This is a genomic window from Paraburkholderia sp. RL17-381-BIF-C (genome assembly GCF_046026435.1).
Taxonomy (GTDB): Bacteria; Pseudomonadota; Gammaproteobacteria; order Burkholderiales; family Burkholderiaceae; genus Paraburkholderia.
The window spans coordinates 36,526-56,922 of sequence record NZ_JARESX010000016.1; the positions used below are offsets into that span (position 1 = coordinate 36,526).

Annotated in this window: 19 protein-coding genes and 2 pseudogenes; 9 read left to right on the top strand and 12 right to left on the bottom strand. The window is 61.1% G+C overall.

The features are described 5' to 3' along the window. Positions 1-1,191 (top strand): mannitol dehydrogenase family protein, encoded by a 1,191-nt coding sequence (locus P0D70_RS12715; protein WP_408184733.1) that lies wholly within the window; start codon positions 1-3, stop codon positions 1,189-1,191. 59 nt (positions 1,192-1,250) lie between these two features. On the opposite strand, the pseudogene P0D70_RS12720 reads toward P0D70_RS12715, so the two are convergent. Beyond that, positions 1,251-1,648, bottom strand: a pseudogene (locus tag P0D70_RS12720) (IS6 family transposase); the annotation flags it as partial. 417 nt (positions 1,649-2,065) lie between these two features. After that, positions 2,066-2,350, bottom strand: a complete 285-nt coding sequence (locus P0D70_RS12725; RefSeq protein ID WP_408184734.1) for a hypothetical protein — start codon at positions 2,348-2,350, stop codon at positions 2,066-2,068. 21 nt (positions 2,351-2,371) lie between these two features. Between P0D70_RS12725 and P0D70_RS12730 the strand changes: the two genes are divergently transcribed. Further along, the gene (locus P0D70_RS12730; protein ID WP_408184735.1) at positions 2,372-2,710 is read left to right on the top strand and encodes a hypothetical protein; all 339 of its coding nucleotides are present in this window, start codon (positions 2,372-2,374) and stop codon (positions 2,708-2,710) included. On the opposite strand, the gene P0D70_RS12735 is transcribed toward P0D70_RS12730, so the two are convergent. Continuing rightward, on the bottom strand, positions 2,697-3,188 hold the full coding sequence (locus tag P0D70_RS12735) for an Lrp/AsnC family transcriptional regulator (protein WP_408184736.1): 492 nt from the start codon (positions 3,186-3,188) through the stop codon (positions 2,697-2,699). The genes P0D70_RS12730 and P0D70_RS12735 overlap by 14 nt on opposite strands. A 337-nt stretch (positions 3,189-3,525) precedes the next feature. On the opposite strand from P0D70_RS12735, the gene P0D70_RS12740 reads away from it, so the two are divergent. From P0D70_RS12740 to P0D70_RS12755, 4 genes and pseudogenes are all read left to right on the top strand, one after another. Continuing rightward, positions 3,526-4,194: a haloacid dehalogenase type II gene (locus P0D70_RS12740; RefSeq protein ID WP_091804062.1), complete on the top strand. Its 669-nt coding sequence runs from the start codon at positions 3,526-3,528 to the stop codon at positions 4,192-4,194. 24 nt (positions 4,195-4,218) lie between these two features. Then, positions 4,219-5,433 (top strand): phosphotransferase, encoded by a 1,215-nt coding sequence (locus P0D70_RS12745; protein ID WP_408184737.1) that lies wholly within the window; start codon positions 4,219-4,221, stop codon positions 5,431-5,433. A 126-nt stretch (positions 5,434-5,559) separates the two neighbouring features. Next, on the top strand, positions 5,560-6,876 hold the full coding sequence (locus P0D70_RS12750; protein WP_459252445.1) for an aspartate aminotransferase family protein: 1,317 nt from the start codon (positions 5,560-5,562) through the stop codon (positions 6,874-6,876). 223 nt (positions 6,877-7,099) lie between these two features. Beyond that, positions 7,100-7,336, top strand: a pseudogene (locus tag P0D70_RS12755) (cupin domain-containing protein); the annotation flags it as partial. A gap of 564 nt (positions 7,337-7,900) precedes the next feature. Here the strand turns inward: P0D70_RS12755 and P0D70_RS12760 are convergent. From P0D70_RS12760 to P0D70_RS12770, 3 genes are read right to left on the bottom strand one after another with little or no spacing between them, the layout of a single operon-like run. After that, a complete protein-coding gene (locus P0D70_RS12760; RefSeq protein WP_408184739.1) occupies positions 7,901-8,746 on the bottom strand; it encodes an MBL fold metallo-hydrolase in 846 nt (281 codons plus the stop codon). A gap of 21 nt (positions 8,747-8,767) precedes the next feature. Further along, positions 8,768-9,094 carry a hypothetical protein gene (locus P0D70_RS12765; RefSeq protein WP_408184740.1) on the bottom strand — a complete coding sequence of 109 codons (327 nt, stop codon included), beginning with the start codon at positions 9,092-9,094 and terminating at the stop codon, positions 8,768-8,770. 7 nt (positions 9,095-9,101) lie between these two features. Next, on the bottom strand, positions 9,102-9,647 hold the full coding sequence (locus tag P0D70_RS12770) for a sugar ABC transporter (RefSeq protein ID WP_408184741.1): 546 nt from the start codon (positions 9,645-9,647) through the stop codon (positions 9,102-9,104). Positions 9,648-9,813: 166 nt separating this feature from the next. On the opposite strand from P0D70_RS12770, the gene P0D70_RS12775 reads away from it, so the two are divergent. Continuing rightward, on the top strand, positions 9,814-10,707 hold the full coding sequence (locus tag P0D70_RS12775) for a LysR substrate-binding domain-containing protein (protein WP_408184742.1): 894 nt from the start codon (positions 9,814-9,816) through the stop codon (positions 10,705-10,707). 377 nt (positions 10,708-11,084) lie between these two features. Here the strand turns inward: P0D70_RS12775 and P0D70_RS12780 are convergent, their stop codons facing one another. The 4 genes from P0D70_RS12780 to P0D70_RS12795 form a co-directional block, all read right to left on the bottom strand. After that, positions 11,085-12,104: an aldo/keto reductase gene (locus tag P0D70_RS12780; RefSeq protein WP_408184743.1), complete on the bottom strand. Its 1,020-nt coding sequence runs from the start codon at positions 12,102-12,104 to the stop codon at positions 11,085-11,087. Positions 12,105-12,185: 81 nt separating this feature from the next. Then, positions 12,186-13,052, bottom strand: a complete 867-nt coding sequence (locus P0D70_RS12785) for an NmrA family NAD(P)-binding protein (protein ID WP_408184744.1) — start codon at positions 13,050-13,052, stop codon at positions 12,186-12,188. Between the two features lie 63 nt (positions 13,053-13,115). Continuing rightward, complete coding sequence (locus P0D70_RS12790) at positions 13,116-14,429, bottom strand: serine hydrolase domain-containing protein (protein ID WP_091801197.1); 1,314 nt, start codon at positions 14,427-14,429, stop codon at positions 13,116-13,118. After that, positions 14,396-14,731 (bottom strand): hypothetical protein, encoded by a 336-nt coding sequence (locus P0D70_RS12795; RefSeq protein ID WP_408184745.1) that lies wholly within the window; start codon positions 14,729-14,731, stop codon positions 14,396-14,398. Before P0D70_RS12795 ends, P0D70_RS12790 begins: the two co-directional genes overlap by 34 nt. 45 nt (positions 14,732-14,776) lie before the next feature. Here P0D70_RS12795 and P0D70_RS12800 point away from each other — a divergent pair, with 45 nt between their 5' ends. Continuing rightward, the gene (locus P0D70_RS12800; RefSeq protein WP_408184746.1) at positions 14,777-15,709 is read left to right on the top strand and encodes a LysR family transcriptional regulator; all 933 of its coding nucleotides are present in this window, start codon (positions 14,777-14,779) and stop codon (positions 15,707-15,709) included. Between the two features lie 583 nt (positions 15,710-16,292). On the opposite strand, the gene P0D70_RS12805 is transcribed toward P0D70_RS12800, so the two are convergent. Further along, entirely contained in the window at positions 16,293-18,182 is a 1,890-nt protein-coding gene (locus tag P0D70_RS12805; protein ID WP_408184747.1) for a TRAP transporter large permease, read from the bottom strand. Then, a complete protein-coding gene (locus tag P0D70_RS12810) occupies positions 18,179-19,207 on the bottom strand; it encodes a TRAP transporter substrate-binding protein (protein ID WP_408184748.1) in 1,029 nt (342 codons plus the stop codon). The genes P0D70_RS12805 and P0D70_RS12810 overlap by 4 nt, the downstream gene beginning before the upstream one ends. Positions 19,208-19,400: 193 nt before the next feature. Between P0D70_RS12810 and P0D70_RS12815 the strand changes: the two genes are divergently transcribed. Further along, positions 19,401-20,309, top strand: coding sequence for a LysR substrate-binding domain-containing protein (locus tag P0D70_RS12815; RefSeq protein ID WP_408184749.1), 909 nt, complete (start codon positions 19,401-19,403; stop codon positions 20,307-20,309). The last annotated feature ends 88 nt before the right edge of the window (positions 20,310-20,397 follow it).

A 20,397-nucleotide genomic window follows, 5' to 3' on the forward strand; every position in this document is an offset into this window, starting at 1 on the left:
ATGCACCCTTCGCATGAGGAAGCACCAACCCTTGCCGCACCGCTCACGCAACCCATTCTGCAATTTGGCACAAGTCGTTTCCTTCAGGCACATGTCGATTTATTCGTCTCGGAGGCGCTCGAGTCGGGCCAACCAGGTGCGGCGCCAGGCGGCATTGCCGTGGTTCAGACCACAGAGAGCGCCGACAGCGCCGCGCGCGTCGCCGCGCTCGCGAACGGTCGTGGCTATCCGGTTCATATACGTGGACTGCATTCGGGCCGATTGATTGACCTAACACTCACAGGACGGGCGATTCGCCAAGCGGTACATGTGCGCAGGGATTGGGCGCGGATCCGCCAGACGATCTGCGGTCCGGTGCAGATCGTTGTCTCGAACACTGGGGACCAAGGCTATCAACTCGATGAACGCGATAACGCCAGCGATTTCGCGGACCCGAGCCGCGTACCACACAGTTTTCCTGCCAGACTGCTGTCCTTGTTGCACACTCGGTGGCAAAACCACCCCGAGGCGCCGCTATCACTCTTTCCCTGCGAGCTGATCGAAAAAAACGGCGAAGTGTTAAGAGGCATCGCCGTGGAATTGGCGTTGCGGTGGCAGATGCCCGAAGAATTCATCCGCTATCTGATTGACCATTGCGTATGGGCCAATTCGCTGGTCGACAGGATCGTGTCAGAGCCGATCCGGCCTGTGGGCGCGATCGCGGAACCGTATGCACTGTGGGCGATAGAACAGCAGCCACGGCTGCAGATACCGTGCGTACACCCTTCGATCGTGCTCACTCAGAATCTCCAGCATTTCGAGCGGCGCAAGCTGTTCCTGCTGAATCTCGGGCATACCTTTCTTGCCGAGCGCTGGTTACGCGAAGCTCGCGCAACTGACGAGACAGTCTGCGCTGCGATGAACGACCCTGTCCTACGCGCGAAACTCGAGACGGTCTGGCAACAGGAGGTCTTGCCGATATTCGATCTCCTCGGTGAAGGGGATGATGCGTTGGCCTACGTCGCGCAGGTCCGCGAACGCTTGCTGAATCCGTTTCTCGCGCACCGCCTCGCCGATATTGCACAGAATCACGCGCAGAAGAAGCAGCGTCGGATTGCCCCATTGTTGGCGTTGGCGGCCTCCCTGATGCGAGCTACAGGCACGATAGTCGATCAACCACTTCTTACAGAAATGATGGCTGGCGACATCTGACGTTATCGGTATTGGCTGTTCGTGTTCCAGATCTCGCTTCAACGCATCTTCTCCGAGGCCCGATCGGTGACGATCTTGCGCGGCATCGAGCTCGAGCGCGGCATATGCTTGAAAAACCGTTTGGCGGCGGCCTTGTCGTGCCGCCTTGTAGCAGGAGGTTGAGTTCGGCGCCCCGCTCGTCGACCACGCGGCACAGCGGGCACGGTTCACCACGCAGCGTAACGGACATCTCGTCCAGGTGCCACGTACCGCGCGACTTGCAGCGGGCTGCGTTCACCCTATCGGCAAAGCGTGCGCCGAACTTCTCGTACCAGCGGTGAATTGTTTCGTAGCTGACCGCCACGCCGCGCCCGAACAGCAACGCTTCAATGTCGCGCAGGCTGGACCGGTACCGGAAATACCACCGCACTGCATGGCTGACAATCGACGCCGGGAACCGGTGGCCGCATAGAGCGATTTCGTCATCGCATCATGTTACGTGAACGCCCCGCCAACGTGCCAGTACCGAGCGCCCCCTCAGTGCGAAGAATCAAAATGTGTGACCATCGGCATTTCCGTATTCGATGCCATCGTCCGCCTACAATCTGATGATGAGTCTCTTGCGTAACCATACTGGCGTGCCAGATTGATTTGCTCACGAGCCGTTTGTCTTGATGGTTGCCCCGGATTAAGACATTGCCGCTTCGCCTGGTCGCCGCGATCAATTCGCGTATGTGTCTCGACGCGCCAACTGCGCACCTGACTTGGCAGGGCCGCGTTGCAAATGGATCGAATGACCTGAACGCCGACCTATATCCGTCGCGTCAGCCGCGCGTCCCCACTTCATTCTGACGTTGAGCGAGAACGACGCGACCGTCGCCGACATGCTAGCCACCTACGACAGTCTGCGCGACAGCCCGTTCGCTACGTCTGCTTCAAGGACATTGGCCTGCCGATCGCGGCGCTGAAGCAGCTTGCTCAGCGCATTCGCGCCGACGGCCGCAAGGTCATGCTCCAAGTCGTGGCGACGAGCCGCGAGGCCGAACTGGAATCGATCCGGGCCGCGCTCAAGATCGGCGTCGACTATCTGCTCGGAGGCCGTCACGTCGAAGACGCGCTGTTGCTTCTGCGCGGCTCGCAGGTGCGGTATTTCCCGTTCGCGGGTCGCACTGTCGCGCATCCGACCGTGCTTCAAGGAAAGATGGACAAAATCGTCGAGGACGCGCGCCGCATCGCATCGATTTCCGGTGTGCACGGGCTGGACCTGCTTGTGTATCGCTTCGCAGGCGAGGGCGATCCGGCCGAACTGACGAGGCACGTCGTCGAGGCCGTCGACGTACCTGTCATTGCCGCAGGCAGCATCGACGGCGAAACGCGCGTGAAGGCGACGATTCATGCAGACACTTTGGGCTTCACCGTCGGCAGCGCGCTGTTACGCAAGCCTTCGTCGATCGCCGCCTGTCCGCCCAGATCGATACGATCTTCAAAAAATCGAGGGCGCGACCTGATGACGGGCGACGACAGCCTCACTTCGCGGTAAAGAGCGCCTCGAGACGATAGCGCCGCTTGACGATGGGCGATTCGACGATCACGTAGCTGAAGTACGTCTGGATGCCGACGTCGCGCTCGAGCAGCCCCTCGATCACGCTGTGGTAGTGCGCGATGTCGCGTGTCACGAACTTGATCAGATAGTCGTAGCCGCCCGTCGCGTGATGGCACTCCATGATCTCGTCGATGTCGCGAATGGCGTCGATAAAGCGCACGAAGTCTTCGCGGCGGTGGTCCGCGAGCGTGATCTTGGCGAACACGATCTGGATGTCGCCGAGCTTCTCGATCTTCAACACCGCCCCGTAACCCGCGATGAAGCCGGCCGTCTCGAGCCGCCTGACGCGCGTGAGGCACGGGCTGGGCGACAGTCCAACGGCGTCGGACAGTTCCACGTTGGTCGTGCGGCCACGCATTTGCAGCTCGGCGAGAATGCGCAAGTCCAGCCGGTCGAGTGTGCAATCCGTTTTCATCCCCGCCTTGCCTCCTTGCAATCAGGCGCCTCCATACGGGCGCCTCGGAGTGGTTCACGAGCTCAATAGTAGCCCGACACGCACGCCCGACGATAAGACGATCCTGCTATTTTTCCCGATTTTGCATCGCGTCACTCTCGCCGCAGGAACTGCCGTGAATCCCCTCGACAACGAGTAAAAACCTGTCTTTTCCCGTCATCAATTCGGTGTAACAGCGAAGTCGTTCCCGTTTAAATTTCATCTACTGACATTTCCATCGGTGCTTGCCCGAACTGGTGTGCGGCAAGCCCTTCATTCAAGAGTCCCTTGGGATTCGTCACGCATCGAGACTGAAGACATGATCGACTTCGAGCCAAAATTTATCACGTTCGACTGCTACGGCACCCTTGTCAACTTTCGCATGGCCGAAATGGCGCGCGAAATCTACGGGAACCGCCTTCACGGGGACGCGCTGGAGAACTTCGTCAAGCTGTTCGCCGCCTATCGCCGCGACGAAGTGCTCGGCGCCTGGAAACCCTACCGCCAGGTCGTCCTGAACGCCGTGCGCCGCACCTGCGAACGAACGGGCGTAACGTTCGCCGAAAGCGAGGCCGAAAAATTCTACCTGGCAGTGCCGACGTGGGGACCGCATCCGGACGTCCCCGAAGGTCTCTCGCGCCTCGCGAAGAAATACAAGCTGGTGGGCCTCACCAACGCGGACAACTCGCAGATCGCGAGCAACATCGAAAAGCTCGGGGCTCCGTTTCACGCCGTCATCACGGCCGAAGATGCCCAGGCCTACAAGCCGCGTATGCAAGGCTTCGAATACATGTTCAAGAAGCTTGACGTGCAGCCTCACGAAATCCTGCACGTCTCGTCGAGCCCGCGCTACGACCTGATGACAGCGCACGATCTCGGCATCGTGCACAAGGCGCACGTGCTGCGCGGCCACGAACCCGAAGCGCCGGAATACGGTTATACGGCCGTCAAGAGTATCGTCGAATTAGCCGAGCAGCTTGGCCTGTAAGCGACTTGCGTCTCCTTGACCGCCGTGTTCGACGGCGGCCAGGGATTCGCATCGCGCGACCGATGTGACGTCTGTCCGCAGGTCGACAGCGCGTCGGAAACGTCCAGCTCTACTGCAGTCCACCCTTCTCGCGTCGCATTGCCCATGTTCACGCCCAGCACTTCTGCAAGCTTATGCACAACGTCCTCCGTTGCGCTAGATACCCTGTTGGCGAGCGGCCTGTCGGTTAGCTTCCCACGCTTGAATGCATTCGACGCGCTCGCGATCATGCGCCGTGTCTATGGCATCGATGGCGCGGCGACACGATTTGCCACCGAGAAGGACGACACGTTCCGCATCGACGCAAGCGACGGCGCGCGGTACGTACTGAAAGTCTCGAATCCCGGCGAGACGGCCGAAGAGCTCGATTTGCAGGTCGCTGCGATGCGCCACGTTGCCGCCGTCGCGCCCGACTTGCCGGTGCCACGCGTGCTGCCGGGTATCGGCGGACGATTCGTCGTACCCGTGGGGTCACCCCCGCAGCCGCCTCGTACGGCGAGGCTCTATAGCTATCTCGAAGGTCTGCCGCTGGACGCACTGCACGGCATCGCGGTCGGTCATTACGAGATCGGTACGGTGCTGGCGCGGCTGCAACGGGCCATGGCCAGTTTTCGCCATCCGCACCAGCACCGCGTGCTCGCCTGGGACGTGAAGCATCTGGCAAGTCTCGCCGGCTTGCAGACCCATATCGCCGATCCCTCGCATCGTTCCCTCATCGGGGAGGCGTTCGCGCGCTTCGCCGAGATCGAGCCGGCACTGCGCCACTGTCCCGCGCAAGTCGTACACAACGACTTCAACCGCTCGAACATCGTCGCGACCCCGGGCGGCCGGAGCTTCGTCAGCGGAATCATCGACTTCGGCGACACTGTGCATACCGCGGTAGCGATCGACCTGGCCACGGCGGTCATGAACCAGTTCCCGATGGACTTCGATGCCGACGGCCCGCACGACCTCTTCGATCAGGCCCGCGAACTCCTGCGCGGCTATCTCGCCCATGCGCAACTGAGCGCCGACGAATTGCGCCTGATTCCGCACCTCGCCATGGCGCGCGTCGCGGCGCGGGCCTTACTCACGTCATGGCGAGCGATGCTGTTTCCGGAGAACGAAGCGTACATCCTGCGTTTCACCCGGCCCGGATGGGAGCATCTGCGCTGGTTAGCGCAGCGCGACCCCGAGACGGTTTCCAACGCCTTGCTCTAGTTCTTCCATCGCCCCGCTCACCTCACCGATCCTGACCGCCCTATGAATACCACCTCCACGTCGCAGCCGGCCGCTCATACCGAGGCCCTCGGTACCAGCAAAACCCACGATGCACTGCGCGGCGACATGCCGAACGGCTTCGATCCGGCGTCGCTCGACCACCTCGACGCCGCCGCGCAACGGCACATTGCGCGTCGCTTAAGGCTGCTCAGTCCGTCGTATCGATTGTTCTACGCCGAGCCCGTCAAAATCGTGCGCGGCGAGAAGGTCTATCTGTACGACGACCAGGGCAACGACTATCTCGATGCCTACAACAACGTTGTCTGCGTCGGGCATGCCAATCCGCGCATCGTCGATGCCGTCACCCGCCAGCTCTCGACGCTCTGCACGCATACCCGCTATATGCAGGAGCCGATCCTCGACTACGCCGAGGACCTGCTCTCGACGTTCAACACGTCGATCCGCGCAGGCCAGATGATGTTCACCTGCACCGGCTCCGAGGCCAACGACCTGGCCACGCGCATCGCGATGCAGTACACCGGCAAGACCGGCGTGATCGTGACCAGCGAGGCCTATCACGGCAACTCACACCTGACCTCGAGCTTTTCACCGTCGCTGGGTCGGAGGGCCTTGCTGGGTCCCTACGTGCGCACGGTGCCGGCTCCCGACTCGTACAGGATGACGCCTTCGGAGATCGGCCAGCGCATGGCCGGACAGGTCGAGATGCAGATCGAGGACATCCGACGTCACGGCGGCGGTCTGGCGGCGTTCATCGCCGATTCGTTCTTCTCGTCGGATGGCGTGTTCGCCCACCCGACCGATGTACTCGCACCGGTAGCCGAGGTGGTGCGCCGCGCCGGCGGGCTGTTCATCGCGGACGAGGTGCAGTCCGGCTTCGGGCGCAGCGGTACGCATATGTGGGGGCATGAGCGCCATGGAGTCGTGCCCGACATTGTCACGCTCGGCAAACCGATGGGCAACGGCTATCCGGTTGCGGGCCTGGTCGTGCGCCCCGAAGTCGTCGCAGGCTTCGGGCAGGACATGCGCTACTTCAACACCTTCGGCGGCAATTCGGTCGCGATCGCGGCCGCGCAGGCCACGCTCGCCGTGCTGCGCGACGAGCACGTGCTCGACAACGCGCAGCGGGTCGGCGCGATCCTGCTCGAGGGCTTGAACACACTGGCAAGGAAATATGAATGCATCGGCGACGTGCGCGGCACGGGCCTGTATTTCGGCGTCGAGATCGTGCACGATCGCGCGAAGAAGGACACCGACATCGCGACGGCGCTCAAGATCGTCAACGGCTTGCGCCAGCGGCGCGTGCTGATTTCCGCGACCGGGCCGGACGCGAGTGTGCTGAAGATCCGCCCGCCGCTGGTCTTTGGCGCTAACGATGCCGACCGCCTGTTGACGGAGTTGGACACGGTGCTTGCCGCACTGTGATCGTCGCTGACTGGCCGTGTGAACGTGTCCGATCGTCGGCAAGCGGCCCGACGAGCGCAATTAGGCCCACGCGGAAGTCTCCGCGGTCGGGTGGGCTCCGACAGGCTTTCGGCCAGTAAGCGGAATTTAACGCCCACGTGTTGGACGTTTAACCATCTGGAGACGGTTCGCGCCGCATAATTAGCTAGGCGAATCATCATCCAAGCCATCCATGGGAGCAAAAGTGACCGCAGTATTCGTATTGCACCGCGCCGACGGTGCGCCTGCTTCGACCGCTTTCCGCAGGGGAGCTTTCGGCCAGAACGACCCGTTCGCACGTAATCGCGAGATCGCGTGGGAAGGACCGGACGCGATGGCCGCCGGCCGCGTCAGCTTCATCGGCGAGCTCGACGTGGCGAGTTTTCCCCACATCGAAACGATCGTCGTCATGGAAGGCTCGCTCACACTGGAAGCGGCCGGCCATAAAATTTCCGCCATCGCAGAAGCGTGATCGAGCCAGCAGTTTCAAGACGGCTTTGAACAGTCCCAGTCAACAACGTCGAGGCGAGCGTCCCGAATTCGGCCTTTGCTGCCGCTGGGACCGGACGACCGCTACGTCAGCAATGTGGCGGACTGCGGCCGGTGGTTTGGCGTCGCCGCCGAGTGCCAGCTTTCTCGATCAGCGAACTCACACTCGCGACCCATTTCGGTCAGTTGACCTTCTCCGAACCGGTCAGTCGGCTGAAAGCAGTTTGAGAACCGGAGTGCTCATAAGCGGACGTTGGCGACTTCACACAATTGGCCACAAGCGGCTGGTCACGTATACCGTTGATCGGACATTCAGGCGTCGGCTCTGCCCTCCGTAACCGGCCATTCGACTATCAAAGACGAACGCTTCGTCACTGGCCCGTTCGCTAGTGCGGTGGGTATGCCGCTCAAAAAGGATCAAGAGGCCAACGCCGTTGACACGGCATCACAGTGTTCGTCGGTAGCTCAGTGCGGAGTGCTGGAGTGGCTTCAGACATGACTGATCCTCCTCGCCGTATCATGCTTCGGTCTCGTAAAGCAGACCGTAGCTCTGGCCTGTTCGCTTTATTCGCGCGAAGCCGAGTTCCCCCAAATGCATACCGGCGATCAACAGTCCCTCCGAACTGACCAGGTCCAGAAGCCGTGATCGTGTGGTGACTGCCAGGGAAGGGTCTTGATCGAATGCAATCGATACGTCTGGCCGTTCAATCTGGATGTGAGGAAAATGAACAGTATCTCCCCAGACAAGCAGGCTCTGATCGCGGGATTCGAGCAGATATCCGGAGTGTCCATCTGTGTGTCCCGGTAGTGGCATCGCTCTGATACCGGGGAGCACTTCCCCTTCATCGAAAGTACGGAGCTTGTTGCGGTAGCCGTCGAACACTTGACGCGCTATCAGGAAGTTACCGCGGGCACGCTCGCTGGCGCGGCTTAGATTCCCGTCATCCCGCCAAAATTCGACCTCTCGATGATGAGCAACAAGCTCCGCATTCGGAAAGGTAATTTGTCCGGCCGCGTCCACTAGCCCTCCGACATGGTCGGGATGAGCGTGCGTGAGCAGGATTGTGTCGATCTCGGATAGTTCGACGCCAGCAAGCGATAAATTGGTTCTCAGGCGACCTCCCCATTGCTTGATGCCTCCAGCCCCACCGTCGATGAGAATTGTGCGACCCGCTCCGCGTACAACGTAGCAGTTGATATGCACGGCGGCAGGCTCCTTCTGGCCTGCATCACTTTGTATTCTGGAGGCTTCGGACGGGGCGATATTCGAGAGGAACTCCAGGCTAGCGGTGAGGTAGCCGTCGCTGATTGCGGTGATCGTGAAATCCCCGGCTCGCTGACTTGGAAACGTGATGGTGGACACAACTCTTCTCCAGAAGACTTCCTAATTGCGGGCGTGAATGTTCGACGCGGCATAACCAAAACAACGGATGCGCGCCGTGAGACCCGTGCAGCGCGCAATGGCGTCGTCCAGGGCTTCCATGAACTGGTTCATTACCGAAGGCGTGCGAAACGTCTCAAGGCGATATTGGACTTCCGCGAAGACGGGATGTCCGTGCCCATGGCGAACGTCGACATGGATGACATGAACGTTTTCGAGCGCTGCTTCAAGGACACTCGTACAGAGTTCGACGCAGTCGCGGGAAAGCTCGGCAAGCCTCTCATCAGACGGCATTTGCCCCGTAGAAATATAGAAAGTGACATTGGGCATCGCGGACCTATTTTTCCTGTCCGGTCGAAACGGTGCAGGAGCGTGTTAGTTGTCCCGTCATCGGCGAATAGAGGTGGACACCTTCGGGCATGCTCCCGACAAGCTGAGTGTTTCGCCGAGGCAGTTTTGCGAGCCAACGGTGTTCCGGAAATTTCTCCAACGCAACTGCTCGCATGGCCAACGGTGTGAGGCCCATCTGGATCAGAGGTTCAGGGCCGTTTGCACAAAGCATGAGGAGTTCGTCGCCATTGACCGCCGGCGCAAGGCCGATATCGCTGTAGAGATTTCGGTGCCAGTCGGTAATGTGTTGCTGCCACCTTGCGAAATTGCCGCCGCCTTTCTGGCGATATTCCTCTCCCGTTAATACATCGAGACCGTCGATCGTGTGGACGGCAAGGTAGACCGGGCAACCATCGCTTAACGCCTTGAAGCGCTGTGACGTGTGAAAGCCGGTCACCGAGATGAGGGCGGGCAGTTTCTCAAGGCTGTAGAAGTCGTTCCATTCGGCTTCGCTGCTTGGATCGGCGAAGCTGCATTCCACGGTGTAGATCATCAGATTATCCCTCGTGGCGCGTAAGCAGATTGCTGCAAACGATCCATGTTCATTGCGATAACGTAATGCTAATCTGATATTTTCGGCGTATATAACGATATAAAGTCAGCCTTCAGTGACATTTACTCAAGCTGGCGTCCAACGCATATCAATCGGCGAGACCCCAATGCGACGTAAGATCCCAAGCAATTCCGCGCTCCAGGCTTTTGAGGCCGCCGCTCGACACGGCAGCTTCGCCCGCGCGGCCGAAGAACTGGCGCTGACCGAGGGCGCCGTTAGTCGTCAGATCGGTCGCCTGGAGGCATTTTTGGGTGTTGCGCTGTTCGAGCGCGTTGGAAATCGGGTACGGCTTGCTCCGAACGGCACGCGATACGCGGTGCAGGTTCGCGGGATTCTGGATCGGCTGGAGCGGGACAGCCTATATCTGATGGGGCAGCCGATCGAAGGCGCGAGCATTGATATCGCCGCGATTCCGACCTTCGCCACGCGTTGGCTTATCCCCCGCCTGAAACGGTTTCAAAATATGCACCCGACCATCACCGTGCATATCGCCGAACGAATGGAACCGTTCATTCTTTCCGGAAGCGGTTTCGACGCAGCGATCCATTTCGAGCATCCGGCATGGACGGGTATGCATCTGCATCGACTGCTGGAAGAGGTGCTTGTACCGGTCTGTAGTCCGGCGCTCCTCGCGGACGCAGGCGCGAAGCCGGCGCTAGACGAATTGCCGCGCCTTCACAGGCGGCAAAATCCGGACGCTTGGCAGCTTTATGCACACGAGGCCGGCATCGCGCTGACCAATTCGGCGGTCGGGGCACGTTACGATCTCCATTCCATGCTGATAGAGGCAGCGGTAGCTGGTCTGGGCGTCGCGTTGGTGCCGCGTCTTTACATCGGGGCAGAGCTCGAACAAGGGCGCCTGGTTGCGCCCTGGCCGGACCGCGAAGCGATTACCAAAAACTTCTGCCTTGTTCTTCCTGAACCGCTCGAGTTGAGTGCACGGCCACTACAGGCATTTGCGAAATGGATTCTTGACGAAGCCCGGGGCACAGCGCCTTAAAGCCGCGCCCGTCACGCATCACAAAATAGCGATCCGGCAGGGTTGCCATCCCTAGGCGGTCGCTTCGCTTCGAATGAACTGTCGCCAGTCGACGAACGGCCGTTGGAGCTTTGACAGCCGCCATAGTTGTGACGCGGGGTCGACGGGCCGTAACGGGTCGGGCTGAGTCCATCCGCGCTTCGAACTCATCGTCGCAAACCCGTCATTGGTGTTTCGCTTCCCGTAAACGGCCGGTCGCCAACGCGCACTCCCGAGCCATTCCGGTCGGCCAGCCGCAGAATTCGAACGGCGGTTATTCGAGGATGAGCTGCCGCACATGGCCACAGGCATTCCCCATTCAACCGCCTCGCGCAGGCAGGATTCCCGACGCTCGCCCCTCATCCGCAGACGCGATCCCGGTCATGGAAGCGTTGCATCCAGTAGGGGAAGGGAACTGACGGTTCAGATACTTTATCGAGCCGCGCGCACTGTTCGGAGGTTAGTGCGAGATTCTGTGCATCGAGGTTAGCTGCGAGTTGCTCGCACGAGCGGGCTCCGATAATGACAGAAGTGATCTGCTCGCGCGCAAGCAACCAACCCAATGAGACTTGAGCCGGCGTGGCCGCCAGTTCGTCGGCGACTTCACGCAATACTGCGAGGATCGGCTCCGCCCTGACTGTATCAACCGGCGGAAAGTCGAGCTTCGCACGCCGCCCGGCAGCTTCGCAATTCTGCGAGTACTTGCCGCTCAAGTAGCCACCTGCGAGCGGACTCCAGACCAGAAGGCCCATTCTGTTTGTGGCTGCAACCGGCATGATCTCGAGTTCGATATCGCGGCTCGTCAGCGAATAGTGCACCTGATTGCTCACGACATGAGCCCGATCGGTACGGGACGTTATCCCGACGGCCCGCTCGAGATCGGCTGCACTGAAATTGCACACGCCAATATGGCGGATTTTGCCCTGCGTGACGAGGTCGTCCAGCACACGAAGCGTCTCGTCGAGCGGAAGAAGCGCGTCACGGTCATGCAACTGGAACAGGTCGATGTGATCGCGACCGAGTCTCTTCAGGCTTGTCTCGACCGAGCGCATGATGTGTGAGCGGCCCAATCCCACTTCGTTCTGGCCGGTGCTGGTACGTAGCCGAACCTTGGTCGCGACGAGCATTCGATCTTCGTCCAGCCCCTGCGCTTTCAGCACATGGCCCACGACCTCTTCTGAGCGACCTTGCGAATAGGCGTCCGCCGTGTCGATCAGGTTGACTCCACGTTCCACGGCCATCGCGACGAGCCGGGCGGCCTGATTGCTATTCAAGCCGGCAATATTGCCCCAGATGCCCGAGCCAGCACCGAACGTCATTGCGCCCAGGCTCAGCCGTGAGACGCGTAGCCCGGTTCTGCCAAGTGTGCTGTATTCCATCGTGTATTCCTTGTTTGAACGAAAATCTGATGCATCGGTAGAGTAAAACCTGGAGTCCACGCGTCGCGCCCTCGGCTCTGGTCAGATTCGACGCAACACAAGCTCGCGCAGAACGGTCTCCAGTTCGACGTGGCCGCGCAAGATTTCGTCAGAGCTGCTTTCGAAATCGATCCAGTCTTCGTTGAAGCCGTCCAGCATGCGCATGCGAGGTAGAGGATGCTTCATGCCCTGCTTGCGGAACAGCGCTTCCCACGTCTGCCTTTCGACAACTTCCGCACGCACCTGACGACGCAGCACGCCGGCGAAAGCGACTGCGAGATCGTTAGGACTCACCCGGCGTGGGCCCTCAAGCTCGACGATGCGCACACCGCGCCACGTCTGCTGAAGCAGTTCAGCAGCAACGCGGCCTACGTCCGCGGTGGCGACCATCGGCACCGGCTTGTCGAGCGGCTGCAGGTAACTGGCAACGACGCCATCGTCGCTTGCAGACGCAACATCCCATGCGGCGTTCTCCATGAACCAGGCAGGCCGCAGGAAGGTCACAGGCATCGGCATCTCGCGCAGCGCCTGCTCCATCAGCGTGCGTTGAGTGAGCAGGTTGACCTCGTCGGCCTGTGCGCCGATCGTCGAGAGGCAAACGACCTTGTCCGGCCGCGCGCTCAGGAGTGCGGCGGACACAGCCTCAATCACTGTGCGCGCTTCAGGAAACCCGGGCTCCGGATCGAACTCCGAAGGCGGCAGGATGAAAGCGCCTGTCGCGCCTTCGAACGCGGCGGCGAGCGACGAAGGGTCTTCCATGAAAGCCGTCGCGATCTCGCAACCTCGCTCTGCCCACGCCTCTGCCCGCGTCGCATCGCGTACGACTGCGCGCACCGGCTGACCAGTAGCCAGCAGTTCGCGGGCCAGTGCGCCGCCCACCTTGCCGGTGATTCCTGTGATTGCATACATTGCTCGTTCTCCATGTGTGGATATATCGGGTGACGCAGCGTGGATGTGCCGACGGTCAATCGCTCAGGCGCGACCCAAACCGTCGTAAAACGCCTGCTCGAACTGTCCGTATAGGTTCACGACGCGCGCATCGTAGAAGGGCAGCATCTGCGTAAAGAGCGATCCGGCGACCCGATTCACCGGATCGACCCAAAAGTAGGTGTTCAACAACCCGGCCCAGCTCACGCTGCCAGCGCTTCGTCCGTGGGGTCCTTGCTCTGTATTGATGTCGAACGACAGCCCCCACTTGTGCGCGGTCCCCGGAAACTGATCGAAGCTGTTCGACCACGACGGCTGCGCGGTCCTCATTTCCGCGACCTGCAGATCGCCAATGTGATTGCGGAACATCGTCGCGACGGTGTCGGCGCGCAGCACGCGTTCGCCGCCATACGTGCCGCCGTTCAACAGCATCTGCAGAAACGCCATGTAATCGCGCGGTGTGCTGAAGAGTCCGCCTCCGCCCATGAAAAATTCGGGGCGCTGGTTGATCTCGAACGGCTCGGGCGCAAGTGAGCCGTCCGCCTGACGCCTGTGCATGGTCGCGACGCGCTGCTTCTGCTTGCTACCGATGAGAAAGCCCGTGTTGCGCATGCCCAGTGGATCGAAGATGTGCTCGCGGAAGTAGACTTCCAGCGACTGATCGGTCACGGCCTCGACCAGTTTGCCGACCCAGTCCATGCTGATGCCGTACTCCCAGCGCTCGCCCGGCTCGAACTCGAGCGGCGCCGCGAATGCACCGTTCATCGAATAGCCGATGTCCGGCATGCCCGTTACCGTCTCGTACCGACTGAGCTTGTCGCTCCAGATGCTGTAGGTAAAGCCGGAGGTATGCGTGAGCAGATGACGCACCGTAATCGCATTGCGCGCAGGACGCAGCTTCGACTGCCCCGAGACGTCGAATCCATCGAGGATTTGAGGCGACTTCAACTGCGGCAGGATCTCGCCCGCAGGTTGATCCAGCCGCAGTCTGCCCTGTTCGATGAGCTGCATGCACGCGGTTGCGGTAATCGCTTTTGTCATCGACAGGAGCCAGAAGACTGTGTCAGGACTAATAGCCTCGCCGGTGCGAGCATTCGCCCGGCCACACGCTCCCTCGTAAACCAGTCCGCGGTCCGTTGCGCCCATGGCGACAACACCAACCACCGTGCCGTCGTCCACCGCCCGTTGCAGGCATTGATCGATCGAACTGTGGGCCGGGTGATCGGCCAGCGCGGCGTCGCCACTCGCACGCTGCGGTACTGCCCGCGCGTCGCGGCTTGCAACGCCACCAAGTGTCGCAAGAGCCAGCAGGCTCGACGCTCCCTTCAGGAGGCGACGACGATCCGTTTGAACTGCCATTTTCCGTTCCTTTCCGAATGAATGAATCGCGGCATCACAGTGCTTCGGTGGGGGGCGAGCAACGCGCGCCGCGATCGGTTCCAGTTGATGCGTCCAGCGGTCGCCAGAGCAACGATGAAAATGGGCTGTGCATGGCGATTTCCTTTCGATTGGCGAGACCGGATGTCTCGGTGAGACGTATTCTGGACAAGCACCAAACGAAACAAAATGATATGGATGTCATCAGATAAGTGACAATGCGTCACCGATTTGGCATGATCCATGGACAGGTCCAGCACTGCTGCGCGGCGCAGCGTTCGCATTCAGGTGGTCGGTCGCGCTTTCAACACGTCTTAACCCGAGCAACCATGAGATCCAGTAGCGAGAAGCTTTCCGGCAGCATTAGCGTGTTCGCCGCCGTAGTGGATGCGGGAACGTTTGTGGCCGCGTCGGAGGTGATAGGAATGACGCCGCCCGGCGTCAGTCGGGCAATTGCGCGGCTGGAAAAAAGGTTGAACATCCGGCTCTTCAGCCGAACAACGCGCTCCGTCTCCCTGACTGAAGAGGGACGCCGCTTTTACGAGCAGGTCATGCCCCATCTCGCCGGACTTGAGGAAGCAGCGGCCGCTGCGGCAGGCGGCGCGTCCGCTGTGCGTGGAAAGCTGAGAATCAATCTGGATCCTGTCGTCTACCGGACCATCCTCGGGCAACAACTCGATGCGTTCATGGACGCACACCCCGAACTCGAAATCGAGTTCATCGCGCGAGACAGTCTTGGCGACCTCGTCATGGACGGCTTCGACCTCGCCGTGCGATTCGGCGAACCCAAAGCGTCTACCCTGATCGCGAGAAAACTGCTCGACACCCGCATCGTGACGGTCGCTGCGCCCTCGTACGTTGCTCGCTGGGGACGGCCGGCAAAGCCCGAGGACCTGCAAGGTCGAAGCCACAGATGCCTTGAATTTCGCAACCCGGAGACAGGCAAGCCGTTCCAGTGGGAATTTCATCGCAAGCGAAGGCGCATTGTGGTCGACACTCAGGGACGACTCACGGTCAATGATCCGGGTGCCCTGCTCAACGCATGTCTCGCCGGTTCAGGAATTGCGCAGATGTTGCGGCTCGGTGCCGAGCCTCTGATTGCTGATGGCCGATTGATCAATCTCTTTCCCGAATGGGTAGACGAACGGTATCCGTTATACGTCTACTACGCGTCCCGGCACCACGTGCCGGCAAAGACCCGCGCTTTTCTTGACTTCGTGGTGGAACTGACAGGCAGTCACGAGCGCGCCGGGACGCGCTAATGCTGTCGCGGCGGACTGGCGAGGCCATATCGAATGGCCGGTTACGTATGGGTTGCGGTCTGCCATGATCAGGTTACGAACGTCCAGTGCTGGCCGATTCGTGCCTCATGCAAGCCGCATGGACTTCCGAATCCAGAACGGTTGCGATCGGCAGCACGCCCCCCCTTGCTGCCGCTCGCGGCGTCACTCGCGTGATGTCGCGTTTCGAATGGACAGCAGTCATTCGCCAACAAAGCTTGCCGATAGGCATTCGCCCTCTTGTACAAGTGGACTAACTGCCGAAGGGCGCTCAAGGTGCCGGACGGTGTGGCGCTTCGGGCAGCGATGAATTTCGTTAGTAGACGGCCTTGTCCGATGCGCGCAGGCTCGTGTGCATGGATCGCTGCGCATCCGAACCATGGCGTTCACTCCGAAAGATGGGATGTGGGTTATCTGAGCGACGTTGAAGCGGCCTAACTTACCGCGCTATATGCCTCCAACATTTGCTTGAGACGACACAGATCGCTACTCGCACGAGGGCGAAACCACACCGCCGGAACCGGCAAGTGTGGTCAGCCCTAAATACCACATCTACTCTGTAAGTTCAAAGAAAGCCGATTGAGATCCAAGGAACGAAGGCTATCGCCATTAGCCCGAGAAGCAGCATGCCGAGATAGATCCATATCCGCCTGAGCCCCGCTTCAGGCGATACCTCGCCGATGATGCATGCCGCGTAATAACACAGGCCGAATGGCGGCGCGAAGACCCCGAGTCCCATCGCGAGCACGACGACCATCGCATAGTGCACTTCGTGGATGCCGAGCTGATGCGCAACCGGAAACAGCAGCGGCCCGAACAGAACGATGGCCGGAATGCCCTCGAGCACGCTGCCAAGCACGATGAACGCGACGATCGACACCAGCATGAAGCCAGCGGCACCGCCTGGGACTCTCGCCATCATGCTGGCGAGGTCGTGCGAGAAACCCGACTGTGTCAGCGCCCAGCCCATCGCACTCGCCGCCCCGACGATGAACAGGATCGCGCCGGAGAGAGCCGCCGTCTGCAGCAGCATCGGCATGATGGCTTTCCACTTGAGGCCGCCGCGATAGATCAGGAGACCGATGACGAGCGAATAGGCGATACCGATAGTCGATACCTCCGTTGCGGTCGCGATGCCTTCGACCACCGCGCTGCGAATCAGGAACGGCAGCAACAGCGCCGGCAAGGCGATCACGAACGTGCGACGTACCTGCGACCATGGTGCCCTCACCGCTCCCGCGCGGCTCTCATCCGTTTCTTCCTCGCGTCCCGCACGCCACCACGCGACGACCCCGAGCACCAACGCGAGCACGATCGCCGGCAAGATGCCCGCGGTAAACAGCGCCGCGATCGATATGCCGGTCACCGACGCGATCGCGATCAGCACCAGCGACGGCGGAATCGTCTCGCTCATCGCGCCGGACGCGGCAAGCAGCGACACCAGTTCGCCATCCTTCATCCCGCGCTTGCGCATCTCGGGGAAGAGCACAGGCGCGACAGCCGCCATATCGGCCGTCTTCGATCCAGAGATGCCCGAGATCAACAGCATCGCGCCGAGCAGCACATACGACATGCCGCCCCGCACGTGACCGAGCAGCGACGCGAGAAACGCGACCATCACGCGCGCCACGCCCGTCACATGCACGAGTTGCCCGAGCAGTACGAACATCGGCACGGCGAGCAGGATCAGCGTGCTCATGCCTTCGTCCATGCGTCCGACGACGACGCTGAGCGGCGTCGACGTCGTCGTCAGCAGATAGGCGCTCGTCGCGAGCGAGAACGCGAAGGCGATCGGCACGCCCGCCATCACCGCCGTGCCAAGCACGCCGACGAAGAACACCAGCAACGCGCCCTGCCCCATATGCGTCAACGGCGCCCTGACGAGATAGCAGGCGACCGCGATCAGCGCAATCAGCGCAACCGCACCGACGATATGTCGCCGGTCGTGCCGCGCCAGACGCAGCCCGCAACTCACCAGTGCAGCCGCACAGCCGAACGGAATCGCCAGTGCTCTCACCGATCCCGACCAGCCGAGTGCCGGCGTTTCGACGAAAGCCTGATCCTGCACATAGTCGAATGCGGGATGCATCACGAGCGCGAAGAAAGCAGCCGCCGCAGCGACCGCCAGCGTCTCCGCCCACGCCTGTGCGCGCGGTGTCATGTGTGATACGAAGAACGTCAGCCGCATGTGACACGAACGCTGCACCGCGAGCGCACTGCCCAGCATGGCAAGCCAGAGGAACAGGATGGACGCGAGTTCGTCGGACCAGATCAGCGGATGATGAAACACAGCACGCGCCACGATGCCGACGAACAGCAGCACCACCTCGCCGACGACCGCCGCCGCCGCGAGCACCTCGATCCCGCGACGCAACCAGCGTTCGATGACGCTCTCGCCGTGCGCGTCGCGCACGAACGACGGTCCCGGCACCTCCAGATTGTGCGCGGCGCTCATGATATTTTTCCCGTCACCGCTTCGAGGGCGCTCCACGCGCTGGCGCCGAACTTGTCGCGCCATTGAGTATAGAAGCCGGACTTCGAGAGCGCTGCGCGGAACGCGTCCCTGTCGGCGGGAACGAACGTCAGTCCCTTGCCGGAGAGTTGCGACTTCAGCGATGTATTCAGCCGCGCGACGTCCGCGCGCTGCTCGACACTCGCCCGGTCGAATTCGCGTCTCACGATCGCCTTGAGATCGTCGGGCAGCGCGTTGAATGCGCGCGGGTTGCCAAGCAGCCAGAACGGGTCCCAGATGTGATTGGTCTCGGCGACGTACTTCTGCACTTCATACAGCTTGCCCGCTTCGATCGTGACGAGGCCGTTTTCCTGACCGTCCACGAGATGCGTCTGCAACGCGGTGTAGAGCTCGTTGAAGTTGATCGACGTAGGGTTCGCCCCTAGCGTCTGAAAGAGCGACGTGAAGATCGGCGAGACCGGCACGCGGATGCGGTAGCCGCGCAGGTCGTCGGGCGCCTTGATCGGTTTCGTGGCGGAGGTGATTTGCCGGAAGCCGTTGTCCGCCGCCTTCGACACAGAGACGTATCCGCTCTTGTCGATCTGCGCGCGGATGATCTTGCCGAGATCGCCATCGACGCCGCGCCAGACCTGATCGTAGTCCGAGAACGCGAAGCCGAGATTGGTGATGGCCGCGAGCGGGATCACGGTCGACATCACCGAGCCCGAGATGTTGAGGAATTCGACGGCGCCCGAGCGCGTCTGCGAAAGCAGGTCCGTGTCCGAGCCGAGTTGCGATGCGGGGAAGAAACGGATCTCGAGCCTGCCGCTGCTCGCCTCGCGAATGCGGTCGATGGCTTCCTTGAGTCGCGCATTGATCGGCTGATTAAGGGATTGCCCGGTAGCGAGCTTGTAGCTGAACTCCGCGGCGCGTGCAGGCCGGGTCCATATCGTTACCAGCGGAAGGGCGGCCGCAGCCTTCAACACCGCGCGTCGCGAGATGCGGCGCGGCGAGTTCGACGTGCTCATGATGCTGTCTCCTGTTATATGGACTTACGTGCACGCGCGCCACCTTGTCGGTATGGCGTCGCGGCACGTTGCGGCGCTTGTTCGACTCTTGTCGAGGCGCTGCCGGCCCTGCGTGTGCAAAATATAAGAGGCTTGTTGGTGAAGGACAATTCAATTATTTTGCGCAAAGGTGTAGCCAAACTAAAGGGTGATTATGTATCTGCCATTGCGGGCCATCAGTGTTTTTCATGCTGCGGCGAGTTCGGGGAGCATCTCTCGCGCAGCCGCGGAATTGAACGTCACGCCATCGGCCGTCAGCCAGCAAATCCAGTCGCTGGAGACTCACCTGGGCACGGCGTTGATGACGAAGGTCGGACGGGGTGTGGCATTGACCGAAGCAGGCGAACGCTACTTCGCGATGATTTCAGAGGAGATCGATCGCATCGCGGATGCGACTCAGCGTATACGCGGGTTGCGCTCCGTCACGCTCCTGACCGTACGCGCGACTCCGACGCTCTCCACCAAGTTTCTCTTGCCGCGTCTGCGCTCGTTCCTCGACGGCCATCCCGATCTGGAGGTGCGCCTGAACGGCACCAATGAAATGACCGACTTCGCGCAGGAAGCAGTCGATATCGAGATCCGTCACGGCACCGGACAATGGCCGGGCGTCTACGTCGAGGCGCTGACCGAGGAGTCGTTCCTGCCGGTATGCTCGCCGGCGTACTGCGCGCCGTCGAGTCTCGATGCCGCCGATCTTCAGCGGCATCGGCTCATCTACTCGATCAAGTCGCAGGTCCAATGGCCACACTGGTTCTCGGTGGCGCGCGCGGCGCCGCTCGATCCGGGGCAGCGCGTGCTGTTCGATCGCAGCCATATGGCGATCGATGCCGCCGTGGACGGCATCGGCATCGCGCTCGAAAGCACGCTCATGATGTGGCGCGAACTGCGCGACGGCACGTTGATCTGCCCGGTGCGCAAGCCTCCGGCGATCCGCCTGACGACGCAGTGGATCGTCTGCCCGTTCGAGCATCTGCACAAGAAGAAAGTGATCCTGTTCCTCGATTGGCTGCGCGCCGAACGTGCCGCCTGGCAATCGGCGTCCCAGCTTCCCGCCGCCCGCTGATGTTGAAGCCTGGCTAACAAATCGCCTCGGAAATGTTAATTGTTCTGTCAGAAGCCCCTGACTACACTTGCTCGCAAGTAAGGCGCAC

Coding starts and splice junctions, on each gene's coding strand:
- P0D70_RS12715 (WP_408184733.1), top strand. CDS start 1: ATGCACCCTTCGCATGAGGAAGCACCAACCCTTGCCGCACCGCTCACG.
- P0D70_RS12725 (WP_408184734.1), bottom strand. CDS start 2,350: ATGCGCGACAGTGCGACCCGCGAACGGGAAATACCGCACCTGCGAGCC.
- P0D70_RS12730 (WP_408184735.1), top strand. CDS start 2,372: ATGGACAAAATCGTCGAGGACGCGCGCCGCATCGCATCGATTTCCGGT.
- P0D70_RS12735 (WP_408184736.1), bottom strand. CDS start 3,188: ATGAAAACGGATTGCACACTCGACCGGCTGGACTTGCGCATTCTCGCC.
- P0D70_RS12740 (WP_091804062.1), top strand. CDS start 3,526: ATGATCGACTTCGAGCCAAAATTTATCACGTTCGACTGCTACGGCACC.
- P0D70_RS12750 (WP_459252445.1), top strand. CDS start 5,560: ATGCCGAACGGCTTCGATCCGGCGTCGCTCGACCACCTCGACGCCGCC.
- P0D70_RS12765 (WP_408184740.1), bottom strand. CDS start 9,094: ATGCCCAATGTCACTTTCTATATTTCTACGGGGCAAATGCCGTCTGAT.
- P0D70_RS12770 (WP_408184741.1), bottom strand. CDS start 9,647: ATGATCTACACCGTGGAATGCAGCTTCGCCGATCCAAGCAGCGAAGCC.
- P0D70_RS12775 (WP_408184742.1), top strand. CDS start 9,814: ATGCGACGTAAGATCCCAAGCAATTCCGCGCTCCAGGCTTTTGAGGCC.
- P0D70_RS12780 (WP_408184743.1), bottom strand. CDS start 12,104: ATGGAATACAGCACACTTGGCAGAACCGGGCTACGCGTCTCACGGCTG.
- P0D70_RS12785 (WP_408184744.1), bottom strand. CDS start 13,052: ATGTATGCAATCACAGGAATCACCGGCAAGGTGGGCGGCGCACTGGCC.
- P0D70_RS12790 (WP_091801197.1), bottom strand. CDS start 14,429: ATGGCAGTTCAAACGGATCGTCGTCGCCTCCTGAAGGGAGCGTCGAGC.
- P0D70_RS12795 (WP_408184745.1), bottom strand. CDS start 14,731: ATGCGAACGCTGCGCCGCGCAGCAGTGCTGGACCTGTCCATGGATCAT.
- P0D70_RS12800 (WP_408184746.1), top strand. CDS start 14,777: ATGAGATCCAGTAGCGAGAAGCTTTCCGGCAGCATTAGCGTGTTCGCC.
- P0D70_RS12805 (WP_408184747.1), bottom strand. CDS start 18,182: ATGAGCGCCGCGCACAATCTGGAGGTGCCGGGACCGTCGTTCGTGCGC.
- P0D70_RS12810 (WP_408184748.1), bottom strand. CDS start 19,207: ATGAGCACGTCGAACTCGCCGCGCCGCATCTCGCGACGCGCGGTGTTG.
- P0D70_RS12815 (WP_408184749.1), top strand. CDS start 19,401: ATGTATCTGCCATTGCGGGCCATCAGTGTTTTTCATGCTGCGGCGAGT.